The following is a 23,392-nucleotide window of genomic DNA, read 5'->3' on the forward strand; positions in this document are numbered from 1 at the left end:
TGAGCACTTGCCGCGAGCAGTAGACAGTGTCGATAAGGAGGTGATCCAGCCCCAGGTTCCCCTAGGGCTACCTTGTTACGACTTCACCCCAGTCATGAACCACACCGTGGTGATCGCCCTCCCGAAGGTTAGGCTAACCACTTCTGGTGCAGTCCACTCCCATGGTGTGACGGGCGGTGTGTACAAGGCCCGGGAACGTATTCACCGTGGCATTCTGATCCACGATTACTAGCGATTCCGACTTCATGGAGTCGAGTTGCAGACTCCAATCCGGACTGAGGCAAGCTTTATGGGATTGGCTCCACTTCGCAGTATTGCAACCCTTTGTACTTGCCATTGTAGCACGTGTGTAGCCCTACCCGTAAGGGCCATGATGACTTGACGTCGTCCCCACCTTCCTCCGGTTTGTCACCGGCAGTCTCCTTAGAGTTCCCGACATTACTCGCTGGCAAATAAGGATAGGGGTTGCGCTCGTTACGGGACTTAACCCAACATTTCACAACACGAGCTGACGACAGCCATGCAGCACCTGTCTCAGAGTTCCCGAAGGCACCAATCCATCTCTGGAAAGTCCTCTGGATGTCAAGGGTAGGTAAGGTTCTTCGCGTTGCATCGAATTAAACCACATGCTCCACCGCTTGTGCGGGCCCCCGTCAATTCATTTGAGTTTTAACCTTGCGGCCGTACTCCCCAGGCGGTCAACTTATTGCGTTAGCTGCGCCACTAAGTCCTCAAGGGACCCAACGGCTAGTTGACATCGTTTACGGCGTGGACTACCAGGGTATCTAATCCTGTTTGCTACCCACGCTTTCGCACCTCAGTGTCAGTGTCAGTCCAGAAGGCCGCCTTCGCCACTGGTATTCCTCCCGATCTCTACGCATTTCACCGCTACACCGGGAATTCTACCTTCCTCTCCTGCACTCTAGCCAAGCAGTTCCAGATGCCGTTCCCAGGTTGAGCCCGGGGCTTTCACACCTGGCTGACTTAGCCACCTACGCGCGCTTTACGCCCAGTAATTCCGATTAACGCTTGCACCCTCCGTATTACCGCGGCTGCTGGCACGGAGTTAGCCGGTGCTTCTTCTGCGAGTGATGTCTTTCCTCGGGAGTATTAATCCCAAGGCGTTCTTCCTCGCTGAAAGTGCTTTACAACCCGAAGGCCTTCTTCACACACGCGGCATGGCTGGATCAGGCTTTCGCCCATTGTCCAATATTCCCCACTGCTGCCTCCCGTAGGAGTCTGGGCCGTGTCTCAGTCCCAGTGTGGCTGATCATCCTCTCAGACCAGCTACGGATCGTCGCCTTGGTGAGCCATTACCTCACCAACAAGCTAATCCGACATGGGCTCATCCGATAGCGCAAGGTCCGAAGATCCCCTGCTTTCTCCCGTAGGACGTATGCGGTATTAGCCTGAGTTTCCCCAGGTTGTCCCCCACTATCGGGCAGATTCCCATGCATTACTCACCCGTCCGCCGCTCGACGCCTCCTAGCAAGCTAGGATCGTTTCCGCTCGACTTGCATGTGTTAAGCCTGCCGCCAGCGTTCAATCTGAGCCATGATCAAACTCTTCAGTTGAAAGCTTGATAGTCTGTTAAGCAGACCAAACTTGGTTCAGAGTCAAACTTCTCGTGAGAGGCTTGCTCCGATATTTGGTGACCTTGTCACCACTCATCGGCAAGCGCTCACACGAATTACCTGATCAAATTTTTAAAGAGCGTCGCTGTTAAGCGAGGAGGCATATTCTACCCGGAACGCTTGAGAAGTCAAGCACTTGATGATGAGTCAGTCGACTGCCTCTAAGCATCATCAAGCGGTGAGGAGCGTTGCTCGATCACCTGTTCCGTAAGGAGTGCGGCGTATTCTAGCGAATCGCCCGGGATTGTCAATCGATGATTTCGAAGTGAACTTCAAAAACATCAAGCAAAACAATCACCTGCAAACCTCTTTCACCGCTGGTAACGCCATGCGTCCCCGGCAGCGGATGTGTACTTTACGCACGAACCACCGTGAGGGCAAGGGCTTTTTCAATAGATTGTCATCAGGGTGTCATGCATCTCGAACACCTCCCATCACCTTGGTGCCGATGCTCTATCGACCAGACCGAGAATCGATTGATAGCTGAGCCCGGAGTGCTCACTCAGCCCTATCTCGCAGGTGCGCGAGTTGGAGACCCCGTAGTCGCAATCGGCGACTACCTCCTTCAGTCCCTTCAATGCCGAGGCATTGAGCTCCGGTGTACTGAAGCCCTTGTCGCCGGCGAAGCCGCAGCAGGTGATCTCTTCCGGCACGACGACTTCACTGGCGCACTGCCGCGCCAGCGCCACGAACTGCTCTGCCAGCCCCATACGGACACTGGAGCAGGTGACATGCACCGCGACTCTCGCCTTGAGCGGTGTGATCGAGAGATAGGGCAATAGATAGTCGAGTACCAGTTGCACCGGCTCGACCAGAGTCAGCGACACCTCGAGGTGCTCGCGCGCATAGGCCTGAGCCTGTGCCAGGCACGGGCTGGTATCACAGAAGATCGGCAGCCGTCCGCCGTCACTCGCCTCCACCAGCGCCGTTGCCAGCTCGGCGGCCTTGGCATCTCCCGCCTCGAACTGCCCCTTGGACTGGAAGGCCATGCCACAGCACAGCGCCTCCAGACCTTTCGGCAGCACGACCTCGAAGCCGGCCTTGTCCATCAAGGCCAGCGCCATTTCCGTGACACTGCGCGGATCGCGATCATCAGCAGCGACCCCGAAGACACGCGTGGCGCAGGACGGGAAGTAGACGACATGCCCATTGGGCGCTGCACTGCGCCCCAGTGGCTGTGCGAGATGCTTGAGATAATCACGCGCAGCGGCGGCCGGCATGCTGGGAGTCCATTGCTGCACCCTGTCACCGGACACCTTGCGAGCAGCCCGGGTCAGGCGACACATGTTGCGCGTGCCGACGGCACCATGCAGCCCGTCCGCCAGCCTGAGCACGCCACGCATGCCGCTGGTGACACGCGTGAAGTGCTCACCGGCCCAATGCGCCACCTTCATCTTGCCTGGATGATCGGCACCGGCGTTCTCCTCATGACGCAGCCCCCGGATCAGATCACCGGTATTGATACCGACCGGACACTGGGTCGCGCACAGGCCATCGCCCGCACAGGTCTCCATGCCTTGATAGGCGTATTCCTTCCTGAGCACTGCCAGCTGGTCGCGCTGTGCTTCATCCGGCGCCTCGAGCGCAGCCAGGCGTGCGATCTCCCGCCGGATGACGATGCGCTGGCGCGGCGTCAGGCTCAGGTTCTTCGACGGGCAGACCGACTCACAGAAACCGCACTCGATGCAGCGGTCCACCAGCGGGTCCGCCGCCGGCAATGGCTTGAGGTTTTCCAGATGCAGGCGAGGATTGCGCGTCAGGATCACTTCCGGGTTGAGCAGATTGTCCGGATCGAAGGCCTCCTTGATACGCCACATCAGGGCATAGGCATCCTTGCCCCACTCAAGCTCTACATAAGGCGCCATGTTGCGTCCAGTGCCATGCTCGGCCTTGAGCGAGCCACCATATTCCTGCCCCACCAACTGCGCGACGTCATCCATCAGCGCCTGATAGCGCGCCACCTCGCCTTCGCGCTCGAAGCCCTGCGGGAAGACGAAGTGAAGGTTGCCCTCCAGCGCATGGCCAAACAGGATCGCCTGGGAGTAACCATGCCGCTGGAAGACCTCCGTCAGTGCACCGACGCCTTCCGCCAGCCGCTCGATGGGGAAGGCGACATCCTCGATGATCACGGTGGTCCCCAGGTCACGCACTGCGCCGACCGCCGGGAACAGCCCCTTGCGGATCTTCCAGTACAGCGCATAACGCTGCGCATCCTGGGTGAAGGCCCACGACTCGCAGGTCTCGATGCCTTCCAGCACGCGGGCAACCTCGGCCATGCGCGCCTCCAGCTCCTGATGATGCGCGCCCCGCACATCCACCAGCAGCGCGACCGCCTCTTCCGGCAGGGTGCGCAACACGTCCGGCATGCCCGGTGCGTCCTCCACGGAGCGCAGCGCCGCGCGGTCCATCAGCTCCACCGCCGCGACCGGTGCCGTCTTCAGCAGCATGGTGGCGCGACAGGCCGCATCGATGTTCGGGTAGTACACCAGCGCCGCCGCCTTGTGCGGCTCCTCGATCACGGTGCGATAGGTAATGGAGGCGATGAAACCCAGCGTGCCTTCCGAACCGATCATCAGATGCTTGAGGATCTCGAGACCATCGGCATAGTCGACCAGCGCATTGAGGCTATAGCCGGTGGTGTTCTTGAGCCGATACTTGTGGCGGATGCGCTCGGCCAGCTCAGGGGCGGCGCGCACACTGGCCGCCATGCGCTCCAGCTCCGCGAGCAGACCACCATGACTGGCGCGAAAGGCCTGCACGCTCTCCGGCGAGGCCGTATCCAGGCAGGTGCCATCGGCGAGAATGACGCGCAGGTCCTCGACGGTGCGATAACTGTTGTGCGCCGTACCGCAGCACATGCCGGACGCATTGTTGGCCGCGATACCGCCGATCATGCAGCTGTTGATCGAAGCCGGGTCCGGGCCGATCTTGCGCCCGAAGGGTGCCAGCAGCTGATTGGCACGCGCCCCGATCACCCCCGGCTGCAGGCAGATGCGGCTGCCCTGCTCCAGCACCTGCGCCCCTCGCCACTCACCGCCCAGCTGGATGAGCACCGAATCCGTCAGCGCCTGACCGGACAGTGACGTCCCTGCTGCACGGAAGGTCACCGGCAACTTGCGCGCCCGGCACTCGCGCAACACATGCCCCAGCTCCTGCTCGTCATGCACCCGCACCACCAGCTGCGGCACCAGCCGATAGAAGCTGGCATCCGTCCCGTAGGCCAGGGTACGCAGCGGATCATGGATCAGGCGCTCACCGGGAATGTGCTGCGCCAACGCCTCGCGCAGGGCGTCATAGGCAGCAGCACGCGCCTGGGGAGAGGCATGCCCGCCCATGGCAGGGTGAGCAGTGGAGTCAGGGGCAGCAGCGACGGTCATGGCCAGTCTCTTCATCAGTCAGTCAGGATGTCTTTCAGGGTATCAGTCAGCACGGATCACGCTTACGGCAGCAGCGGATCACTCAGGCCCACCAGGTGGAACGCCAGCATGCCCAGCACGCCGGAGGCCAATAGATAGTAGGCGGTCGGAATCGCCGTCATGCGCAGGGTACGACCCTCACGCCCCAGCAGACCGACGGTCGCCGAGGCCGCCACGACGTTATGGATGGCGATCATGTTGCCGGCCGCGGCCCCGACCGCCTGTAGCGCCACCATCAGCGCTCCCGACAGCCCGAGCTGGGCGGCGACGTTGAACTGGAACTGGGACAGCATCATGTTGGAGACCGTATTGGAGCCGGCGATGAAGGCGCCCAGCGCGCCGATGCCCGAGGCGAACAACGGATAGGCCTGACCGAGGCTGTCAGCCACCACGTCCGCCATCACCACCGGCATGGACGCCAGGTCGTTCAGATTGACGCCGGAGTTGATCAGGATGCGCACCATCGGAATGGTGAACACCAGCACGAAGCCGGCGCCGACCAGTGTGCGCCAGGATTCGCTGGCCGCCGCCACCAGCTGGCGAGGGGCCATGCGATGCAGCAGCAGCGTGATCAGCGCCACGAAGACCATGATGCCGCCAGGCAGATAGAGCGGCTGTATCGCGCCGGAGATACCGCTGGCACCCAGCAGGTCAGTGGCACTGAATTGCACGCTGACCAGCCAGCCTTTGAAGTCACTCGATACGCGCGAGGCGACCAGCAGCAGCGCGATCAGCCCATAGGGCAACCACGCCAGCCACAGAGGCAGCGGCTTTCTGCCCGCCGCGGCGGACTCGACGTCATCACGCTCCAGCGTCAGGTCACCCAGCCAATGCTTGGGCCACTCGGCCTCGGGCGGAAAATCCCAGCTGTCCTTCGGCAGTAGAAAGCCGGCACGCGCCGCTGGCACCACGAGGATCAAGCCGACCAGAGCGCCGATCAGTGACGGGAATTCCGGGCCGAGGAAGATACCCGCCGCCACGTAGGGCAGCGTGAAGCACAGGCCGGCGAACAGCGCGAACGGCGCAATCGACAGCCCCTCGCTCCAGCTTTTCTTCGCGCCGAAGAAGCGCGTCATCATCACGGTCATGAACAACGGCATCAGCAGGCCGACGATGCCATGCACGATGGCGACCTCCGAGGTGATCAGCTGCATGAAGGCTTCCCAGCTGGAATGGTTCGCCAGCAGCTGCTCACCGAGATTGGCCTTGTCGAGGCCCGCATTCACGCCGATCACGATCGGCGTGCCCACCGCCCCGAATGATACCGGCGTCGACTGGATCATCATGCCCACCATCACCGCCCCCAGCGCCGGGAAGCCGATGGCGACCAGCAACGGCGCCGCGATGGCCGCAGGCGTCCCGAAGCCGGAAGCCCCTTCGATGAAGCTGCCGAACAGCCAGGCGATGATGATGGCCTGTACGCGACGGTCGGGACTGACGGTGGTGAAGGCGCCGCGGATCACCGCGATCGCCCCGGAATGCTTGAGCGTATTGAGCAGGAAGATGGCGCCGAAGATGATCCACAGTACCGAGACGGTCACCATCAGCCCCTGCAGCGTGGAGGCCAGAATGCGCGTCAGCGACATCTGCCACACGAAGTAGCCGATGGCAGCGGTGACGAGAAAGACCAATGGCATGGCGCGACGCGCGGGCCATTGCAGACCGACGAGCAGGATGCCCGCCAGCAGGATAGGGGTGAAGGCCAGCAAGGCCAGCAGTGGCTCGGACATGACGGAAACTCCGCAGGCGAATTGTTGTGATTGTTGTCTGGCACGGCAATGAAGGACTCGGGGGTTGGCGCACCCTTGGGTCAGGCCTTCCGATAAATTGGTCATACCAATTTACCCTACTGTGCTTCGGCATAATCTAGGCGTCGCCTCGAAAGGGGTCAAACATCATGTGGTGCAAGGCATCTAGACATTGGTCAAAGCAGCCTCATTGGGTAAAATTGGTCTTACCAATTATTGATAGCGCCCGTCTCCCACGCGAGGCGTGGTTATCACACATATTGGTAAGACCAATGTCGGCTGTGGCGTGGAATGCCCACGGGCCACACTGATCATCGGCAGCGCCGCAAGCGCCCCTCTCTTGCATGCCGCGCACCGGCATTCCAGCGCTCGGCGCCGCCTTTCACCATTGCCGCAAGGACACTTCCATGCGTTACGCCCCTGTCCGCCAACCCCGTATCGCCGATGTACTCACCGAGCGCCTCGAAAGCATGATCATCGAAGGCAGCCTGAAACCCGGCGAGCGCCTGCCACCGGAGCGCACCCTGGCCGAGCAGTTCGAGGTCTCGCGCCCCTCCGTGCGGGAGGCCATCCAGAAGCTGGCCGCGCGCGGACTGCTGACCTCACGCCAGGGCGGCGGCACCTATGTCTCTGAAGAGCTGGCGCGCGCCTGGTCGGACCCGCTCAGCGCGCTGCTGGGTCGCCACGGCGAGTTCAATCTCGACCTGCTGGAATTTCGCGATGCGCTGGAGGGCATCAGCGCCTACTACGCCGCCATGCGCTCCACCCCTGCCGACAAGGCAATGCTGCGCCAGCGCTTCGAGGACCTGGAGAAGAGCTTCGAGGGACGTGACCCGGAGCGCGAGGCCGGTGCCGATGCCGCCTTCCACCTCGCCATCGCCGAGGCCGCGCACAACGTGGTGCTGCTGCACTCGATGCGCAGCCTGTTCCAGTTGCTGGAGAAGAGCATCGTGGCCAACCTGCGCCACCTGTTCGAGAAGCCGGAATCACGCCCGCGCCTGATCCAGCAGCACCGCAGCCTGTTCGAGGCGATCATGGAAGGCCGCGCCGAAGATGCACGCAACGCCGCCCATGAGCATCTGGTATTCGTCGAGGATTCGCTGCTGGAACTGGAACGCGCCGAGACTCGTGCCCAGCGCGCCTTGCGCCGTGCCCAGGCGGCGCCGGATGGCTCATGACGCTCAGTCATGACGCTCTGGCTGAATATGGAGTTCCGGATATGCAGTGCTTGAGATGAGGGCCTGAACATGAAGGCTTGCCGATGAAGGACACGCGCCTGCCCCAGCTGTGGCGTCTCGTACTGGCGGTCGTGCTGCCGCTGGGGCTGATGCTGTGCGTATGGCAGGCGGTCTCGATGGCGCGCAGCCAAGGGCTGGAGCGCCTGGGGCATGAGGCAGACAACGAACTGCGTCTGACCGCCGCCAGCCTGCGTGGTCAGCTGAATCGCCACGCCTATCTGCCCAGACTGGTGGCAGAAAATGACCAGCTGCGCGACTTTCTGGATCACCCAGAAGATCCCAGCGCGGAAGTGGCGCTCAATCAGCGCCTGGACCGCATGCGTGAGCTGGCCGGCATCTCGGACCTCTACCTGGTCGATGACACCGGCACCACCATCGCCGCCAGCAACTGGCGTTCCGCCAATACCTTCATCGGCCAGAACTATCGCTTCCGCCCCTACTGGCAAGACGCCATCAACGGCGGCGAGGGGCGCTTCTACGGGCTGGGCACCAGCTCCGGTGAGCGCGGTTACTTCTTCAGCGCTGCCGTCACCAGCCCCCAGGGGCGACGTGGCGTGGCCGTGGTCAAGGTGCAGATAGAGGCGCTGGAGGCGGCGTGGCTCGACCAGAATGCCGACATCATGGTCACTGATCCGCATGGCGTGATCTTCATTGCCAGCCAGGCGCAGCGGGTACTGCGCACGCTGGAGCCACTCAGCGAGGAGACACGCAACCGGCTGCTCGACACCCAGCGCTATGCCAATCAGCGCCTGCGCCCGCTGCGCCTGCATCACCGCGAGGCGCTGCCGGAGCTGCTGGGCCCGCCCTTTGAGTCGCGCCGCGACACGACCTCCATCGAGCTGTTGCAGCTGACACCGGGGGATCTCTGGCAGCACGCCTGGTTGAGCCTGTCCCAGCCACTGCCGGACATCGGCTGGCGCCTGCATGTGCTCAAGCCACTGGCACCGCTGCGCAGCGGCATCTGGCAAGCGGCCGGACTCGCGGCCGGTGGCTATGCCTTGCTGTGTCTGCTGGCAGGGCTGGGCTGGCAGCGACTGCGCATCCTGCGTGAGCGTCGCCTGTTCGCCGAGCGCGAGCGCCAGAATCTCGCCAGCAGCCAGCAACGGGTGCGCGGCATCATCGACCGCACTCAGGCTGGCCTGTGCATCCTCGATGAGCGGGTCCGGCTGGTGTATCTCAATCCGACGGCCATCGCGCTGTTCGGCTCGCCCTTGAGTGCCGATGCCTCACCGGAAGACTCATCCCGCCAGCCCAGCGCCCGTGAAGGGCGTGATCTGCGCGAGCTTTTCCTGCCGGCCGAGCGCCACCTGCTGGACCGCCTGACCCAGGCCCGCTCCGTCGGGCCGCTGGAAGTGCATGGCCTGCGCGAGGGTGTCGCGGTGCCACTGGAGCTTTCCTGCTCGCCGCTGCCCAGTCCCAACGGTCCGCGCTGGCTGGTCACGGTCTTCGATGTCAGCGAACGCCGTGCCCAGGCCGAACAGCTCGCCCAGGCACGCGATGCCTTCGAGCAACGGGTGGTCGAGCGCACCCGCGACCTCGCCGCCAGCAACACGCGCCTGAGTGCCGAAGTCGAGGAGCGCACCCGCGCCGAACGCGAGCTGCGCGAGACGCGCGATGAATTGATCCAGACCGCCAAGCTGGCGGTACTGGGGGAACTGGCCGCCGGCATCAATCACGAGCTCAATCAGCCATTGGCCGCCATCCGCGCCTATGCCGAGAACGCGACCGCCTTCCTCGCCCGCGCCCAGACCTCCCAGGTCGAGAGCAATCTGCGCCAGATCACCGAGCTGACCCAGCGCATGGGCGAGATCAGCGCACAGCTGCGTCAGTTCTCACGCAAGAGCGGTGACCGCCTGGAGGCCATCGATCTCACCACCAGCCTCGACTACGCCCTGCGCCTGCTGCATGCACGCTGCGAGGCACTCGGCGTGGCCCTCATTCGCGAAGCGAGTCCAAAGCTGGCCCGGGTGCGCGCCGAGCCGGTACGTCTGGAGCAGGTATTGGTCAACCTGATCGGCAATGCATTGGATGCGCTGGCCGACATGCCCCCCGAGCGCACGGAGCCCCCCAGCATCCAGCTCAACCTGCATGAGCAAGCGGGCAGCGCCGGCAATCAGGTCGTGCTGGAAGTCCACGACAACGGCCCCGGCCTTGAGCCATCGCAACTGGTGCGCGTGTTCGAACCCTTCTATACCCAGCGCGCCGACGGCCAGGGACTCGGGCTGGGGTTATCGATCAGCGCGCGTATCGTCGCCGACCTCGGCGGCACCCTCGAGGCGCATCCCTCGCCGCTGGGCGGCGCACTGTTCCGGCTGACGCTGCCGGCACTCTCGATGCCCTCACTGGCGATGCCCTCACAACCGTCTATGCCCTCACAACCCCCGATGCCACCCACCGCCAACCATTCACAGGAGCCGTCATGAGCGACGTCACGAATACCGACATGCAGGTGCTGGTGGTGGATGACGAACCGCACCTGCGCGACAGCCTGAGCCAGAGTCTGATGCTGGCCGATTACCGCACTCGCCCGCTGGCCAGTGCCGAGCAGGCACTGGCGATCCTGCGCGCCGAAGCGCCCTTCGAAGGTGTGGTGATCACGGACATTCGCATGCCGGGCATGGATGGCCTGAGCCTGCTGCACGCGGCGCATGCCGTGGATGACGAGCTGCCGGTGATCGTGATGACGGGGCATGGCGACATCGATACCGCCGTCGCGGCCATGCAGGCCGGTGCCTGGGATTTCATCGAGAAGCCCTTCGATCGCGAGCGCATGCTCGATGGCGTGCGGCGTGCGGTGGCCGCCCGCCGGCTGACGCTGGAGAACCGCTCGCTGCGCGAACAGCTGGATACCCAGCGCAACAGCGCCGGCCCCAGACTGGTCGGCAGCAGTGACATCATGCAGCGCCTGGATGCTCAGGTATCACGCCTGGCGGCGGTCGATGCCGACACCCTGCTGTATGGCGAGACCGGCGCCGGCAAGGACCGTGTCGCCCGCTGTCTGCACGAGCGCAGTGCCCGCGCCAGCAAGCCCTTCGTGGCACTCAACTGTGGCGGCATGCCGGAGACGTTGATCGAATCGGAACTGTTCGGCCATGAGAAAGGTGCCTTCACCGGTGCCAGCGAGCGCCGCATCGGCAAGCTGGAACACGCCGACGGCGGCACCCTGTTTCTCGATGAGATCGAATCGATGCCGATGTCGTTGCAGATCAAGCTGTTGCGGGTGCTGCAGGAGCGCAGCATCGAGCGGCTCGGCAGCAATACGCCACGCCCCATCGACATTCGCGTCATCGCCGCCACCAAGCGGGATCTGCGTGAAGCGGCCAGCGCCGGCGAGTTTCGCGAAGACCTCTACTACCGCCTGAACGTGGTCACGCTGTATCTGCCGCCACTGCGCGAGCATGCCGAGGATATCCTGCAGCTGTTCCGGCACTTCGCGATTCTGGCCAGCGAACGCACCAGTCTGGAAGTCCCGCCACTGGACGCCACCACCCTGCAGGCACTGCTGGCGCATGACTGGCCGGGCAACGTGCGTGAACTGAGAAACTGTGCAGAACGCCATGTGCTGCTGGGCGGGCTGGAGGGCAACATCGGCGACAGCATGGCGGAAGGGCGACCGCTCACCGCGGGCACGAGTGGCCCGGCCGTGAACAGCGCGGAAGCCGCAAGAGAGGCGGACAGAGAAGGCATCATCGCCGGCACGGGCGAGCGGCATGCATCAGGCGCACCGAGGGAATCAGGCGAGCTGGGGGAACTGGAGCACAACGTCAAGGCAGCCACCCAGGCGCAATCGCTGCCGCAGCGCATGGAGGCGTTCGAGGCCGCGCTGATTCGCGAGGCCCTGGCGGCCAGCAAAGGTCAGGTGGTGATGGCCTGCGAACGGCTGGGCCTGCCGCGCAAGACGCTCTACGACAAGCTCAAGAAGCACGGCCTGAGCGCCGAGCCCTATCGTGCCTGATGCATCACAACCAAGGCATCACAACAGCAGCTGAGATTCGCGCCGGCCTTCAGCCAGACGGCATCAGACGCCGGCCATCAGCCGTGACAGGCCTGCGCCGAACACGGACAGCGGCCCCTGCAGATGCATGATGTCCACCAGTACCGACAATGGTGGCAGCCAGGGCGTCATGGCGGCGATCACTGCCACCATCGCCAGCGAGTTGCCCGGCTCACGATAATCGAACAGCTTGAAGGCGGTGCCGAAGCTGCGCTTCAGGCGTGCCCCGACCATGTCGACGCTGTACATCTCATCGAGCAACAGATGAATCATGGCGCCGAACAACAGGGCCGCGCCCTGCCACCAGGCCTGCTCTTCACTCTGACCCAGCACATGCAGGCTGGCGGCCGTCACGCCCAGCGAGCACAGCAGTGACGCCAGCAGCGAGTGCCAGATACCGCGATGGACGGTAAAGCGCTTGAAGATGGCGCTGGCCACATAGCGCACGCCCAGATAGGTGGCGCCGCCTGCCATCATCAGCGGCCCCGCCAGCAGGCGGTCCTGCAGCAACAGCACGCAGGCCATGGTCGCCAGTACCGCAAACAGCGTGAACAGGATACGGATGGCGCGCGAGTTGTCGGAGTCGATATCCGGCAGGATACCGCCGAAGGTGGTCAGGCTCGCCAGCGGAACCCCCTCCGCCAGCGACCAAAGGCCGCCCTGCCAGCCCGCCGCCGCGACGATGCCGCCGGCAAAGGCCGCTACGGTGATATGGGTACGAAAATTGGCCATGAAATACGGGTCGCGAGCCCTCGACGATGTCACTGGACCAGACGCCACACGCTGGCACTGGATATACGTCCAGATTATGACGCAAGCATTTCATGAAAAACAATGGCTTGTCCTGGTTTGTACGCACCACTGCCACATCTGCCTTCTTAAGCTCGTGGAAAACCGACTCTGGCTTGCGGCAAATCCGCCCCTGGCTTGTGGAGAATCCGGCCCTGAAACGAGCACTCCCCCGCCGGCCTGAGCCAACGGGGGAGTGATCATTGCTGCGTCTGCCGCTCTGTGCGAGGAAGATTCAGTCGACGTAGTCTTCGGCCAGATGCTGATCCTTCAGCTTGACGTAGTTCACCGCCGAATAGGTGAAGAACTCACGTTCACTGTCCTTGATGGGGCGCAGTGCCTTGGCCGGGTTGCCGGCATACACATGCCCACCCTCGAGGCGCTTGCCCGGCGGCACCAGCGCACCCGCCGCGATGATGACTTCATCTTCCACCACCACGCCGTCCATCACGATGGCGCCCATGCCGACCAGCACGCGGTCGTGAATGGTGCAGCCATGCAGCACGGCCTTGTGACCGATGGTGACGTCATCGCCGATTTCCAGCGGGTAGCCGCCCGGATTGAAATCACTGGCGTGGGTGATATGCAGTACCGCGCCATCCTGCACGCTGGTACGCGCACCGATGCGGATACGGTGCATGTCGCCACGAATCACCGCCAGCGGCCATACCGAGCTGTCATCCCCGAGGGCGACATCACCCAGCACCACACTGGCCGGATCGACGAAAACCCGCTCGCCCAGTCGCGGCGTCAGGCCCTTGAAGGATCTAATGCTCATGCCTTACCTCCTGAATTAGGCAACCAGCCTACTGCGCCAAACACCGGGATGCCAATAGCGCAACAGCCTGACTCGCGTTGCGATGTTTTCGACACCCCGTCCCGACGCCCCGCTTGCAGGCTCGCCATGCCCCACGCATCGCGCCACGCCGTGCGCTGACTCAACGCAAGATTCACGTACCGATGGCGCAAGCGGAATTACTTGAAGAAGCTCCAGCCCAGCACGACGACAACCAGCGGAATCGAGATCCAGCGCAGTACCCAACGCCAGGTGCGGAAGAAGCCACGCGAGGTGCCGAGGCCTGCCAGCGCACGATTCTGCGGCATCACCCAGGCCGCGAAGATGGCGATCAGCAGCCCGCCGATCGGCAGGAAGAAGTCCGGCGGAATCGTCGTCACCGCATCGAAGACATTCATCTCGCCCAGCACGTGCACGTCCTTGAGGCTCGAGAAGGACAGCACCGACAACAGCCCCATCGCCCACACCGAGACACCGACCACCAGTGCCGCGTGGCGACGCTTGAGCCCCCAGCCCTCCAGCACCTCGACGATGGGCTCGGCGATGTTGATCGAGCTGGTCCAGGTCGCCAGCAGCAACAGCAGGAAGAACAGCGCCAGCAGCACGCTGCCGCCCGGCAGATTGGCGAAGGCGATCGGCAGGCTGACGAACATCAGGCCGGGGCCGGAGGCCGGGTCCATGCCCTGGCTGAAGACCGCCGCGAAGATGGCGATACCCGCCAGCAGCGCCACACCGATATCCAGTGCCGCCACGGCGATCGCGGCCGTCGGCAGACTCTGGCGCTCCGGCATGTAGGCGCCGTAGGCCATCAGAGCACAGGCACCGACCGCCAGAGTGAAGAAGGCATGCCCCATGGCATTGAGCATCACGTCCAGCGTGATGGCACTCGGATTGGGCATGAACAGCCAGCTCAGCGCGGGGCCGAAGCCGGGCGTGCTGATGCTGTAACCCGCCAGCGCCAGCAACAGCACATAGAGCAGCGGCATCATCAGGTTGTTGAGCCGCTCGAGACCGGAAGAGATACCGGCGGCCACCACACTCATCGTCATCAGCATGAAGACGGTGTGGTTGAAGGTCATCGTGACCGGGTCTTCCAGGAAGGTACCGAAGGAAGCGCCGATCTCCGGCGGGCTCATGCCGCTGAAGTCACCCTTCAGCGAATCGACCAGATACTCGATCGACCAGCCGGAGACCACCGAGTAGAACGACAGGATGAAGAACATGGTGATGGCACCGAACAACCCCAGCCAGCGCCAGTGCGGGGTGCGTCCACCGCTGACGGCCAGATGGGCCAACGCCTGCATCGGTCCGCGACGTCCGGCGCGGCCGATCATGATCTCGGCCATCATCACCGGCAGGCCCAGCAACAGCACGAAACCGATATACAGCAGCAGAAACGCGGAACCGCCGTTCTCGCCGGTCATGTAGGGGAAGCGCCAGATGTTGCCCAGCCCTACGGCGGCCCCGGTCACGGCCAGAATGAAGGCTCGGCGACTGCCCCAGCGTTCGGTGGTTTCGCTCATGTCTGCTCTCGTGGTCTCGGTACGGGGGAAGGATACGGGCCCCACTCAGGGGCCAAGGCCAGCAAGATAGCAGCCGTACCGGTCTCGGCCAATGCGACATGCGCGTGGCAACGCCCGCCTATCGAGGCGATAGATTGAATAACACGCGCCGAGGCCTCACATTCTAGGTATCCCCGCGGCAGCGGTGACGCCGTTTTCACGGCGCAATCGATGCGCAAGTTCTCCTTTACCGCTCACCGCTGCCGCCCACCCGAATGACGCGAGGTACATGATGTCGATCAATCCCCTGCTGGAACGCAACACCCTGCCCCCCTTCGACACCCTCAAGGCCGAGCATGTCGAGGACGCGATCAGCGAGCTGCTGGAGCACAACCAGCAGGAGATCGAGCGCCTGATCGAGGCCACTCGCGATGACACGCGCTGGGACAACTTCGCCGCGCCGCTGGAAGCACTGGGTGATCGCCTGAGCCAGGCCTGGTCGCCGGTCTCGCACCTCAACTCGACCATGAACTCGCCCAAGCTGCGTGAGGCCTATCAGGCCTGTCTCGCCAAGCTGTCGGCCTACTCCACCTGGGTGGGTCAGAACAGCGACCTGGCCGCGGCCTATCAGCGCCTCGCGGACAGCGATGAGTTCGCAAGCCTCGATGAAGCCCAGCAGAAGGCGATCACCAACAGCCTGCGCGACTTCCGTCTCGCCGGTGTCGATCTGCCGCAAGACAAGAAGCAGCGCTACGGCGAGATCCAGGCGCGCCTGTCCGAGCTCTCCAACACCTTCTCCAACCATGTGCTGGATGCCACCCAGGCCTGGCACAAGGATGTCGGCGAAGAGGCGCTGGCGGGCGTACCGGAAAGCGGCCTTGAAGCGCTCAAGGCCAATGCCGAAGCCAAGGGCCTGGAAGACTATCGCATCACCCTGGACTTCCCGAGCTTCTTCCCGGTGCTCAGCTATGCCGACAACCGCGAGCTGCGCGAGGAGGTCTACACCGCCTTCGTCACGCGCGCCTCGGAGAAGGGCCCCAACGCCGGTGAATTCGACAACGGTCCGGTGATCGAGGAGATTCTGGCCCTGCGTCAGGAGCTGGCCGCACTGATCGGCTTCGACGACTACGCCTCACTGTCGCTGGCGACCAAGATGGCCGACTCACCGGCGCAGGTCATCGCCTTCCTGGATGACCTCGCCACCCGCGCCGTGCCGCAGGCGCGTGAAGAGTTCAACGAGCTGGCGGCCTACGCCACCGAGAGCCTCGGCATCGACGACCTGCAGCCGTGGGATGTCGGCTATGCCAGCGAGAAGCTGCGCGAGTCGCGCTACGCGATCAATCAGGAGCAGCTGCGTCCCTACTTCCCGGCGCCGCAGGCCATCGACGGGCTGTTCGAGGTCGTCAACCGCCTCTACGGCATCACCTTCAAGCAGCGCGAAGTGCCGGTATGGCACGAGGACGTCAGCTACTACGAGGTGATCGAGAATGACACCCCGATCGCCGGCTTCTATCTCGACCTCTACGCGCGTGAAGGCAAGCGTGGCGGTGCCTGGATGGATGAGTGCCGCGTGCGTCGCCGCCGCGAGGATGGCAGCCTGCAGTTGCCGGTCGCCTACCTGACCTGCAACTTCACCCGCCCGGTGGGCGATCGCCCGGCACTGCTGACCCACGATGAAGTGGTCACGCTGTTCCATGAGTTCGGTCACGGCCTGCATCACATGCTGACCCGTCAGGAAGTCGCCGAAGTCTCCGGCATCAACGGCGTGGCCTGGGACGCCGTCGAGCTGCCCAGCCAGTTCATGGAGAACTTCTGCTACGAGCGTGAAGGGCTGGATCTGATCGCACGTCACGTCGACACCGGCGAGCGTCTGCCCGATGACATGCTCGAGCGCCTGCAGGCAGCCCGCAACTTCCAGGCGGCGATGACCATGGTCCGCCAGCTGGAGTTCTCGCTGTTCGACTTCCGCCTGCATCATGAGCTCGACAAGCCGTCGGCCAGCGATGTCCAGGCACTGCTCGACGAGGTGCGCAGCAAGGTCGCCGTGGTACCGGCGGTCGAGTTCAATCGCTTCCAGAATGGCTTCAGCCATATCTTCGCCGGCGGTTACGCCGCGGGTTACTACAGCTACAAGTGGGCCGAGGTGCTGTCGGCAGACGCCTTCAGTGCCTTCGAGGAAAGCGCGGTCTTCGATACCGCCACCGGCCAACGCTTCCGTGACGAGGTACTGGCACGCGGTGGCTCGCGTGACGCCGCCGAGCTGTTCCGCGCCTTCCGTGGCCGTGACCCGCAGGTCGATGCCCTGCTGCGTCACTCCGGCATCGGTGCCCAGGCGGCCTGATCTCGCCTCGCCCCGTCTCGTGATGGCGCAAGCCTGACCACGAGCCGCTGAGCTTACGCTACGGATCGTATGCCACAGACCATGCGCCCCTGACCTTTACCGGTCGGGGGCGTATCATATGGCGCATCATCCGCCCGAGGCGGGATTGCCAGACCTACCCTGACCCTGACTGGAGGCACCATGTCTACCATCAAGCGCTTCATCGCCGGTGCCGTCTGCCCGCGCTGCGGAGCAATGGACCGCCTGCGTACCTGGGAGCAGAACGAGACCCGCTACCGTGACTGCGTGTCCTGCGACTTCTTCGAACAGCAAGCCATCGAGGAACCGCCGACCCTCGCCGAGATCTCCACGCGCGTGAGCGACCCCCGCGAGACGCCGGCAAGCGATGAGGTTCAGCCGGTGCGCATTCTGGACCCCGGCAAGCTGCACTAACATCTGCTGTAGCGCAGCGACATGAAAAAGCCCCGCCAATTGGCGGGGCTTTTTCATGTCATCTCGGCAGGTGGTTCAGTTGACCACAGACCAGTCGACCATCGTTCAGTCGACCACACCGCAGGCGACGCGCGAGCCACCACCGCCCAGCTTGGGCGTATCGGTGTAGTTGTCACCGCCGGAATGGATCATCAGCGCATGGCCGCTGAGATCGCTTTCCTTGAGGCGCGGTGCCAGCACCGGCAGCGCGATCTTGCCATCGGCATCGACGCTCAGCGCCGGAAAGTCACCGAGGTGGCCATCACCGTAGGGGCCCTGGTGGGTACCGGTCTCTTCTGGATCGAAGTGGCTACCTGCCGCGGCCGCGGCGACGGTCTCGCCATCCTTCTCGGCCGGTTCGCAGCTGGCATTGGCATGCAGGTGGAAGCCGTGGATGCCGCTCTCGAGCCCCTCGATCTTCGGCGTCAGCAGCAGACCATCATCGGTATCCTCGGCCATGACACTGCCGACGGACTCACCGACGCCATCACTGCTGACGCGATGCATTTCCACCTCGGTGGCGGCCTGGGCGACGCCGCCGAACAACCAGGCGCCGAGCGCCACCGTCGCGGCGGTCTTGAGGGGCTTTCTGGAAGAGGTCGTAAAGGATGCCGTGTGCTGTGTCTCGTGATTCATGAGCAATCTCTCCATCACTGAGGCCGGCGTCACTGCCGACGCCTTGAGTGGCTTGCGGGCCGCTGTCACAAGCGGCTACCCGTCAGACCTCAGGGCGAGCGACGCCACATTCAATGCCGCTCTTCCAATTACTTGTCGCGCACACCCGGCGCGCGTGACTCAACGAGAAGAGATCCCCAGATTTTCCAGCACCTTGAGACACGGCTCGGCCTGATTGAGGGTATAGAAATGCAGGCCCGGCGCGCCGCCATCCAGCAGACGCTGACTCATGCGCGAGATTACCTCGGTGCCGAAGGCCTGGAGGCTCTCGCTGTCATCGCCATAGCTCTCGAGCTGCCGGCGGAGCCAGCGCGGGATGTCCGCCCCGCAGGAATCGGAGAAACGCGCCAGTCGGGTGTAGTTGGTGATCGGCATGATCCCCGGGATGATCGGTTGCTGGATGCCGGCGGCACGCGCGCGCTCCACGAAGTGGAAGTAGGCATCGGCATTGAAGAAGTACTGGGTGATGGCGATATCGGCGCCGGCCTGCATCTTGCGCGCGAAGTTCTCGAGATCGCTGTGGTAGTTGTCGGCCTGTGGATGGCACTCCGGATAGGCCGCCACCGCGATCTCGAAGTGATCGCCGGTCTCCTCGCGCACGAACTCGACCAGCTCGTTGGCGTAACGCAGCTCGCTGCGCGAGCCCATCCCGGAGGGCAGGTCCCCGCGCAACGCCACCAGGCGCTTGACGCCCTGCTCGCGGTATTGCGCCAGGATCTCGCGCAGCTCACCGCGGTCGCTGCCGACACACGACAGGTGCGGCGCGGTGCAGATGCCGCTGGCGCTGACCGACTGCACGGTGTTGAAGGTGCGCTCACGCGTGGAGCCACCCGCGCCATAGGTGACGGAGAAGAACTCCGGCTCCAGCGCCGCCAGCTGATCGCGAACCCCCTTGAGCTTTTCACGCCCGGCCTCGGTATTCGGCGGGAAGAATTCGAAGCTGATCCCTGACGGATGTTCGCTTGCACTCATGGGGCGGCCCTCGTGGTCGTCGTGTCCGGCATTGATGTCGTTATCGCCGCACACTTCGCGGTGCGCGTGCAGCAATACACGTCCGGCGCGTCACGCCACCGCCCCTGTACTGCATGTCGAGCATTCTGACCGCCGCCGCCGACCCCGGCCAATGAAAGGTTTTCGCCTCAACTTCAATACCATTCATATAAGAAAGTGCGTGTTTATAACCATTGCTGACAGTGGCGTCCTGGCCCTCACCAGCCGCGCAACCACGCGATGCGTAGCCGGATCAAGGAAAGACGCAATGAGCGTCATTCATGGGATGACGCTGACAGGGGCCACACGGCATGATGAGCCAAAAGGACAATGACGCTTCACAAGGAACCGTGATGGACCACATCGATCTGCAGCAACCGCTCTGGATGCTGATCACCTTCGTCGCCCTCGGCGCCCTCTGCGCACGCCGCCTCGCGATCGACCCGCGCCCCATCGCCACCTTGCTGATCTACGTGATCGCGCCGCTGACCTTCTTCCGCGGGCTGGTGCTCGGCGAGCCATCGCTGAGTGATCTGGGCCTGACGCTGGGGCTGTTCTCGCTGGCCAGCAGCATCTGCCTGCTGGTGCGCCCGCTGGCCGCGAAGTTCTTCCCGCCGCAGGAAGCCGCCCTGCTCGCCTTCTCCTCCGGCACCGGCAATACCGGCTACTTCGGCCTGCCGGTCGCGATGCTGTTGCTGCCGCCGGAAGGCGTGACCCAGTACCTGTTCTGCCTGCTCGGCATCACGCTGTATGAGTTCACGCTGGGCTTCTACGTCAGTGCGCGCGGGCAGTTCTCGATGCGCCAGAGTCTGGTCAAGATCGTGCGTCTGCCGCTGATCTACGCCTTTCTGGCCGCCCTGCTGGTGGGGACGCTGGGGCTCGAGGTACCGGGGGCGGTGATGGAGGGACTCGACTACTTCAAGTACAGCTACACGGTGCTGGGCATGATGATCATCGGCATGACGCTGGGCGGTGTCAGCCTGCGCGAGATCGACCCGCGCTTCATTCTGGCCGCGACCGGCCTGCGCTTCGTGATGTGGCCGCTGCTGAGTCTGGGCAGCGTGATGCTACTGGGTAGCCTGTTCGCCCTCGACCCGGTGCTGGCGCAGGTGTTGCTGCTGCTGGGCGTGGTGCCGATGGCCGCCAATGTGGTCGTGCTGGCCATCGAGCTGAATATCCAGCCGGCCAAGGGCGCGATCGCGGTGATGCTGACCACCCTGGCGGCGCCGCTGATCATCCCGCTGTATCTGTCATGGATGCTGGCGATCAGCGGCCTGGGGTGAGGCTCAGGCGCCAGCCATCTCGGGCGTGACGGCGTCGGGCGTCGCGGCCGGCGCCGGACGCGGCATCAGATGGCGCGGCGCCGTCTCGAGGATCTGACCCTGCCAGTCAATCAGGTGCAGCGCGCCTTCGGCATCTTCCGCCAACGCGGTGCAGTGCTCGACCCAGTCGCCGTCGTTGCAGTAGAGCACGCCTTCCTCGACCCGGAAGCCCGCCTGGTGGATATGCCCCCCGACATAGCCATCCAGCCCTTCGAGACGCGCCTGACGCATGGCGGCTTCCTCGAACTGGGCCACATAGCGCTGGGCGGTGCCGCTACGACGCTTGAGCGCGCTGGCCAGCGACCAGTACGGCAGCCCGAACATGCCACGCGCGCGGTTGCACCAGCGATTGAGCGACAGGATGAAGCCGTGCATGCCATCGCCCAGCTTGAGCAGCCACGGCGCGATGCGCACATGGGTGTCGAATTCGTCGCCGTGGGAGACCAGCAGGCGACGACCGCTGCCGGTGGTATGGATCGCGCGCCGCTCGATGCTCACGTTGTGCAGCTTCAGGCCGCACAGGCGACGGAAGGCGGCATCATGATTGCCGGGAATGTAGATGACCTCACAGCCACTGCGCGCCAGACGCAGCACCCGCGCCACCAGCGCCTGCTGGTCCTTGTCGAGCACCGCACGCTTGCGCATCGCCAGCAGGTCGACGATATCGCCGACCAGATACAGGCGTTCGGGGCGCACGCGACGCAGCAGCTTCGCAAGCAGCGCCGCCTGGCAGTCCGGGGTTCCCAGATGCACATCGGAGATGAACAGCGTGCGAACCTGACCGAGAGCGTCGGAAGCAGGCGGCATTTCAGCACGGGGAGCCGATTGCGGAGCGGTCATGTCAGTCACCTCTGGGTTGCCAGGCGGAATCGACAGGCGAGGCGCAGATGGCCCCTGTCGTTGCCCAGCAAGACTGAGGGGAGGCGATGACATACCCGTAACAGCGACATGAAAAAGCGATGACAGCCATTGCCATCAATCACTTGCAGCATGAATGAGGGGAAGATCGCGGGCTTTTTTACGCCTGAGGGTCGTTGGCGCCCGCCATGGCCCGCCGCCGAGCGCGCTTCTGACGATACATGCGGTCATCCGCGATATGGATCAGATCATCGACATCCACATCGCCCTGCAATACCGGGTCGTGGGTGACGCGCCCGATACTGACCTCGACCGGGAAGGGGATTTGCTGCTCCAGACGTTGCTCCTGAAGATGGCGCATCAGCTGGGTCGTCGCCTGCTGGCTGGCCATATCACAGGCACCAGGCATCACGACCAGGAATTCATCGCCACCCAGGCGGCATGCCAGCCCGTCTTCACCGGCCGCCTGGGCGACACTCCGAGCCACCAGCTGGATCAGGCGATCGCCCTCGGCGTGCCCGAAACTGTCGTTGACGTGCTTCAGGCGATCGACATCCACGAACAGGATCGACATGCATTGCCGAGTGCTCGTGCTCTCGGCCAGCATCCGCTCGAGAAAATCAAAGCCGAAACGACGGTTGGGCAGCCCCGTCAGCAGATCATGATTGGCGCGGTATTCCAGCTCGTTCTGCTGGGTGAGCAACCGCTGATTCATGTCGTGCAATTCGAGATTGCGCGCCTCCAGCGTGCGCTGCAGCCGGATGGTGCGATGGAAGGTCGAGGCTCGGGCATGCGCCAGTGCCGGCGCGATGAAGAGGGTCCCCAGGATGTAGGCACCGCCAGCGCCGGCCAATGTCGTCAACGACAAGGGACTCAGCCACACATAGATGGGCACATAACACAGTATCAGCGGCAGGCTGCTGGCCAGCTGGTAGCGCCAGCCCCACACCAGCCAGGCGGGCATGGCGATCAGCATGCAGGTCGAGAAACTCAGGTTCCACAACGTCAGCGTCAGTGCATCCGGAATCAGCGCGGCACCGAAGCAGAAGAACAGATTGGCGGGTATCGCCCCGGCCAGCAGGATCTTGTCCGAATGCACGCCGCCGCGGCGCAGCTGGAGGATGCACAGCAGGCAGCAGAGGAAGATGATCAGCCGCCCCACCCACAACGCCTGCCAGGCAGACGGCACCTGGAAATAGTCAAACAGCAGGAAGCAGGCGAAGCACGCCATGGCGAACATGATGAAGGTATTGTTGATTCGCGTGCGATAGTGCTGCGCTTCGATATCCGAACCGTCCCTGCCCGGCAATATCAGATGTTCATGAAGCAGCATGTTCCATCCTCGACACTCGGTAGCATCAACCAATGTTACACCGCGCGCAGAGCACACCTCACTGGAATAAAGAGTTGATCAGTAAACGCAAGAATACCGTCTGCCTGATAGAACAATGTGCTGTGTCATCAGGCCGGCCAGGCGAAGCAAGGGCAAAGAGGTGTCGGCAACAAGAATGTGCCGGCAACACGAACGAAAGCGCCCTGCTGTCGTCATCCATATCGGTGGCGACAGCAGGGCGCTGAAGGTAAAGCCAAGGCAATGCCAGGTCATGGCCAGCTCACG

At 63.5% G+C, this 23,392-nt stretch carries 15 protein-coding genes and 1 rRNA gene; 6 read left to right on the forward strand and 10 right to left on the reverse strand.

Annotated features, from left to right (window positions below; genetic code table 11):
* Window positions 1-33 precede the first annotated feature (33 nt).
* The 3 genes from U0O11_RS16955 to U0O11_RS16965 form a co-directional block, all read right to left on the reverse strand.
* Window positions 34-1,574 (reverse strand): 16S ribosomal RNA (locus U0O11_RS16955).
* 494 nt (window positions 1,575-2,068) lie between these two features.
* Complete coding sequence (locus tag U0O11_RS16960; protein ID WP_324690835.1) at window positions 2,069-5,011, reverse strand: FAD-binding and (Fe-S)-binding domain-containing protein; 2,943 nt, start codon at window positions 5,009-5,011, stop codon at window positions 2,069-2,071.
* A 62-nt stretch (window positions 5,012-5,073) separates the two neighbouring features.
* Complete coding sequence (locus U0O11_RS16965; protein ID WP_324690836.1) at window positions 5,074-6,780, reverse strand: L-lactate permease; 1,707 nt, start codon at window positions 6,778-6,780, stop codon at window positions 5,074-5,076.
* Between the two features lie 425 nt (window positions 6,781-7,205).
* On the opposite strand from U0O11_RS16965, the gene U0O11_RS16970 reads away from it, so the two are divergent.
* The 3 genes from U0O11_RS16970 to U0O11_RS16980 all read left to right on the forward strand — a co-directional run bounded on the left by U0O11_RS16970 (window position 7,206) and on the right by U0O11_RS16980 (window position 11,991).
* On the forward strand, window positions 7,206-7,976 hold the full coding sequence (locus U0O11_RS16970) for an FCD domain-containing protein (RefSeq protein ID WP_054556318.1): 771 nt from the start codon (window positions 7,206-7,208) through the stop codon (window positions 7,974-7,976).
* Between the two features lie 83 nt (window positions 7,977-8,059).
* Window positions 8,060-10,459: an ATP-binding protein gene (locus U0O11_RS16975; protein ID WP_324690839.1), complete on the forward strand. Its 2,400-nt coding sequence runs from the start codon at window positions 8,060-8,062 to the stop codon at window positions 10,457-10,459.
* Complete coding sequence (locus U0O11_RS16980) at window positions 10,456-11,991, forward strand: sigma-54-dependent transcriptional regulator (protein WP_324690841.1); 1,536 nt, start codon at window positions 10,456-10,458, stop codon at window positions 11,989-11,991. Before U0O11_RS16975 ends, U0O11_RS16980 begins: the two co-directional genes overlap by 4 nt.
* A gap of 63 nt (window positions 11,992-12,054) precedes the next feature.
* On the opposite strand, the gene U0O11_RS16985 is transcribed toward U0O11_RS16980, so the two are convergent.
* The 3 genes from U0O11_RS16985 to U0O11_RS16995 form a co-directional block, all read right to left on the reverse strand.
* Window positions 12,055-12,762 (reverse strand): metal-dependent hydrolase, encoded by a 708-nt coding sequence (locus U0O11_RS16985; protein WP_052384803.1) that lies wholly within the window; start codon window positions 12,760-12,762, stop codon window positions 12,055-12,057.
* A gap of 292 nt (window positions 12,763-13,054) precedes the next feature.
* Window positions 13,055-13,597: a gamma carbonic anhydrase family protein gene (locus U0O11_RS16990; protein WP_043335714.1), complete on the reverse strand. Its 543-nt coding sequence runs from the start codon at window positions 13,595-13,597 to the stop codon at window positions 13,055-13,057.
* A gap of 197 nt (window positions 13,598-13,794) precedes the next feature.
* The gene (locus tag U0O11_RS16995) at window positions 13,795-15,138 is read right to left on the reverse strand and encodes a sodium-dependent transporter (RefSeq protein WP_324690843.1); all 1,344 of its coding nucleotides are present in this window, start codon (window positions 15,136-15,138) and stop codon (window positions 13,795-13,797) included.
* Between the two features lie 271 nt (window positions 15,139-15,409).
* On the opposite strand from U0O11_RS16995, the gene prlC reads away from it, so the two are divergent.
* Together prlC and U0O11_RS17005 are read left to right on the forward strand one after the other, a co-directional pair.
* The gene (gene prlC, locus U0O11_RS17000) at window positions 15,410-17,458 is read left to right on the forward strand and encodes an oligopeptidase A (protein ID WP_324690845.1); all 2,049 of its coding nucleotides are present in this window, start codon (window positions 15,410-15,412) and stop codon (window positions 17,456-17,458) included.
* Window positions 17,459-17,638: 180 nt separating this feature from the next.
* Window positions 17,639-17,890 carry a YheV family putative zinc ribbon protein gene (locus U0O11_RS17005; protein ID WP_043335719.1) on the forward strand — a complete coding sequence of 84 codons (252 nt, stop codon included), beginning with the start codon at window positions 17,639-17,641 and terminating at the stop codon, window positions 17,888-17,890.
* 105 nt (window positions 17,891-17,995) lie between these two features.
* On the opposite strand, the gene sodC is transcribed toward U0O11_RS17005, so the two are convergent.
* Together sodC and metF are read right to left on the reverse strand one after the other, a co-directional pair.
* Window positions 17,996-18,565 carry a superoxide dismutase [Cu-Zn] SodC gene (sodC, locus tag U0O11_RS17010; protein WP_324690847.1) on the reverse strand — a complete coding sequence of 190 codons (570 nt, stop codon included), beginning with the start codon at window positions 18,563-18,565 and terminating at the stop codon, window positions 17,996-17,998.
* Between the two features lie 159 nt (window positions 18,566-18,724).
* Window positions 18,725-19,576 carry a methylenetetrahydrofolate reductase [NAD(P)H] gene (metF, locus tag U0O11_RS17015; protein ID WP_153636696.1) on the reverse strand — a complete coding sequence of 284 codons (852 nt, stop codon included), beginning with the start codon at window positions 19,574-19,576 and terminating at the stop codon, window positions 18,725-18,727.
* Between the two features lie 371 nt (window positions 19,577-19,947).
* Between metF and U0O11_RS17020 the strand changes: the two genes are divergently transcribed.
* The gene (locus U0O11_RS17020; RefSeq protein WP_054556323.1) at window positions 19,948-20,877 is read left to right on the forward strand and encodes an AEC family transporter; all 930 of its coding nucleotides are present in this window, start codon (window positions 19,948-19,950) and stop codon (window positions 20,875-20,877) included.
* A gap of 3 nt (window positions 20,878-20,880) precedes the next feature.
* On the opposite strand, the gene U0O11_RS17025 is transcribed toward U0O11_RS17020, so the two are convergent.
* Together U0O11_RS17025 and U0O11_RS17030 are read right to left on the reverse strand one after the other, a co-directional pair.
* Entirely contained in the window at window positions 20,881-21,756 is an 876-nt protein-coding gene (locus U0O11_RS17025; RefSeq protein ID WP_324690850.1) for a UDP-2,3-diacylglucosamine diphosphatase, read from the reverse strand.
* A 178-nt stretch (window positions 21,757-21,934) separates the two neighbouring features.
* Window positions 21,935-23,107: a GGDEF domain-containing protein gene (locus U0O11_RS17030; RefSeq protein WP_215823609.1), complete on the reverse strand. Its 1,173-nt coding sequence runs from the start codon at window positions 23,105-23,107 to the stop codon at window positions 21,935-21,937.
* Window positions 23,108-23,392 lie beyond the last annotated feature (285 nt).

Source organism: Cobetia sp. D5, from assembly GCF_035666195.1.
Classification (GTDB): Bacteria; Pseudomonadota; Gammaproteobacteria; order Pseudomonadales; family Halomonadaceae; genus Cobetia; species Cobetia amphilecti.

Bases quoted from the DNA above. Each gene is read 5' to 3' on its own strand.
- U0O11_RS16960 (WP_324690835.1), bottom strand. From the start codon at position 5,011: ATGACCGTCGCTGCTGCCCCTGACTCCACTGCTCACCCTGCCATGGGC.
- U0O11_RS16965 (WP_324690836.1), bottom strand. From the start codon at position 6,780: ATGTCCGAGCCACTGCTGGCCTTGCTGGCCTTCACCCCTATCCTGCTG.
- U0O11_RS16970 (WP_054556318.1), top strand. From the start codon at position 7,206: ATGCGTTACGCCCCTGTCCGCCAACCCCGTATCGCCGATGTACTCACC.
- U0O11_RS16975 (WP_324690839.1), top strand. From the start codon at position 8,060: ATGAAGGACACGCGCCTGCCCCAGCTGTGGCGTCTCGTACTGGCGGTC.
- U0O11_RS16980 (WP_324690841.1), top strand. From the start codon at position 10,456: ATGAGCGACGTCACGAATACCGACATGCAGGTGCTGGTGGTGGATGAC.
- U0O11_RS16985 (WP_052384803.1), bottom strand. From the start codon at position 12,762: ATGGCCAATTTTCGTACCCATATCACCGTAGCGGCCTTTGCCGGCGGC.
- U0O11_RS16990 (WP_043335714.1), bottom strand. From the start codon at position 13,597: ATGAGCATTAGATCCTTCAAGGGCCTGACGCCGCGACTGGGCGAGCGG.
- U0O11_RS16995 (WP_324690843.1), bottom strand. From the start codon at position 15,138: ATGAGCGAAACCACCGAACGCTGGGGCAGTCGCCGAGCCTTCATTCTG.
- prlC (WP_324690845.1), top strand. From the start codon at position 15,410: ATGTCGATCAATCCCCTGCTGGAACGCAACACCCTGCCCCCCTTCGAC.
- U0O11_RS17005 (WP_043335719.1), top strand. From the start codon at position 17,639: ATGTCTACCATCAAGCGCTTCATCGCCGGTGCCGTCTGCCCGCGCTGC.
- sodC (WP_324690847.1), bottom strand. From the start codon at position 18,565: ATGAATCACGAGACACAGCACACGGCATCCTTTACGACCTCTTCCAGA.
- metF (WP_153636696.1), bottom strand. From the start codon at position 19,576: ATGAGTGCAAGCGAACATCCGTCAGGGATCAGCTTCGAATTCTTCCCG.
- U0O11_RS17020 (WP_054556323.1), top strand. From the start codon at position 19,948: ATGGACCACATCGATCTGCAGCAACCGCTCTGGATGCTGATCACCTTC.
- U0O11_RS17025 (WP_324690850.1), bottom strand. From the start codon at position 21,756: ATGACCGCTCCGCAATCGGCTCCCCGTGCTGAAATGCCGCCTGCTTCC.
- U0O11_RS17030 (WP_215823609.1), bottom strand. From the start codon at position 23,107: ATGCTGCTTCATGAACATCTGATATTGCCGGGCAGGGACGGTTCGGAT.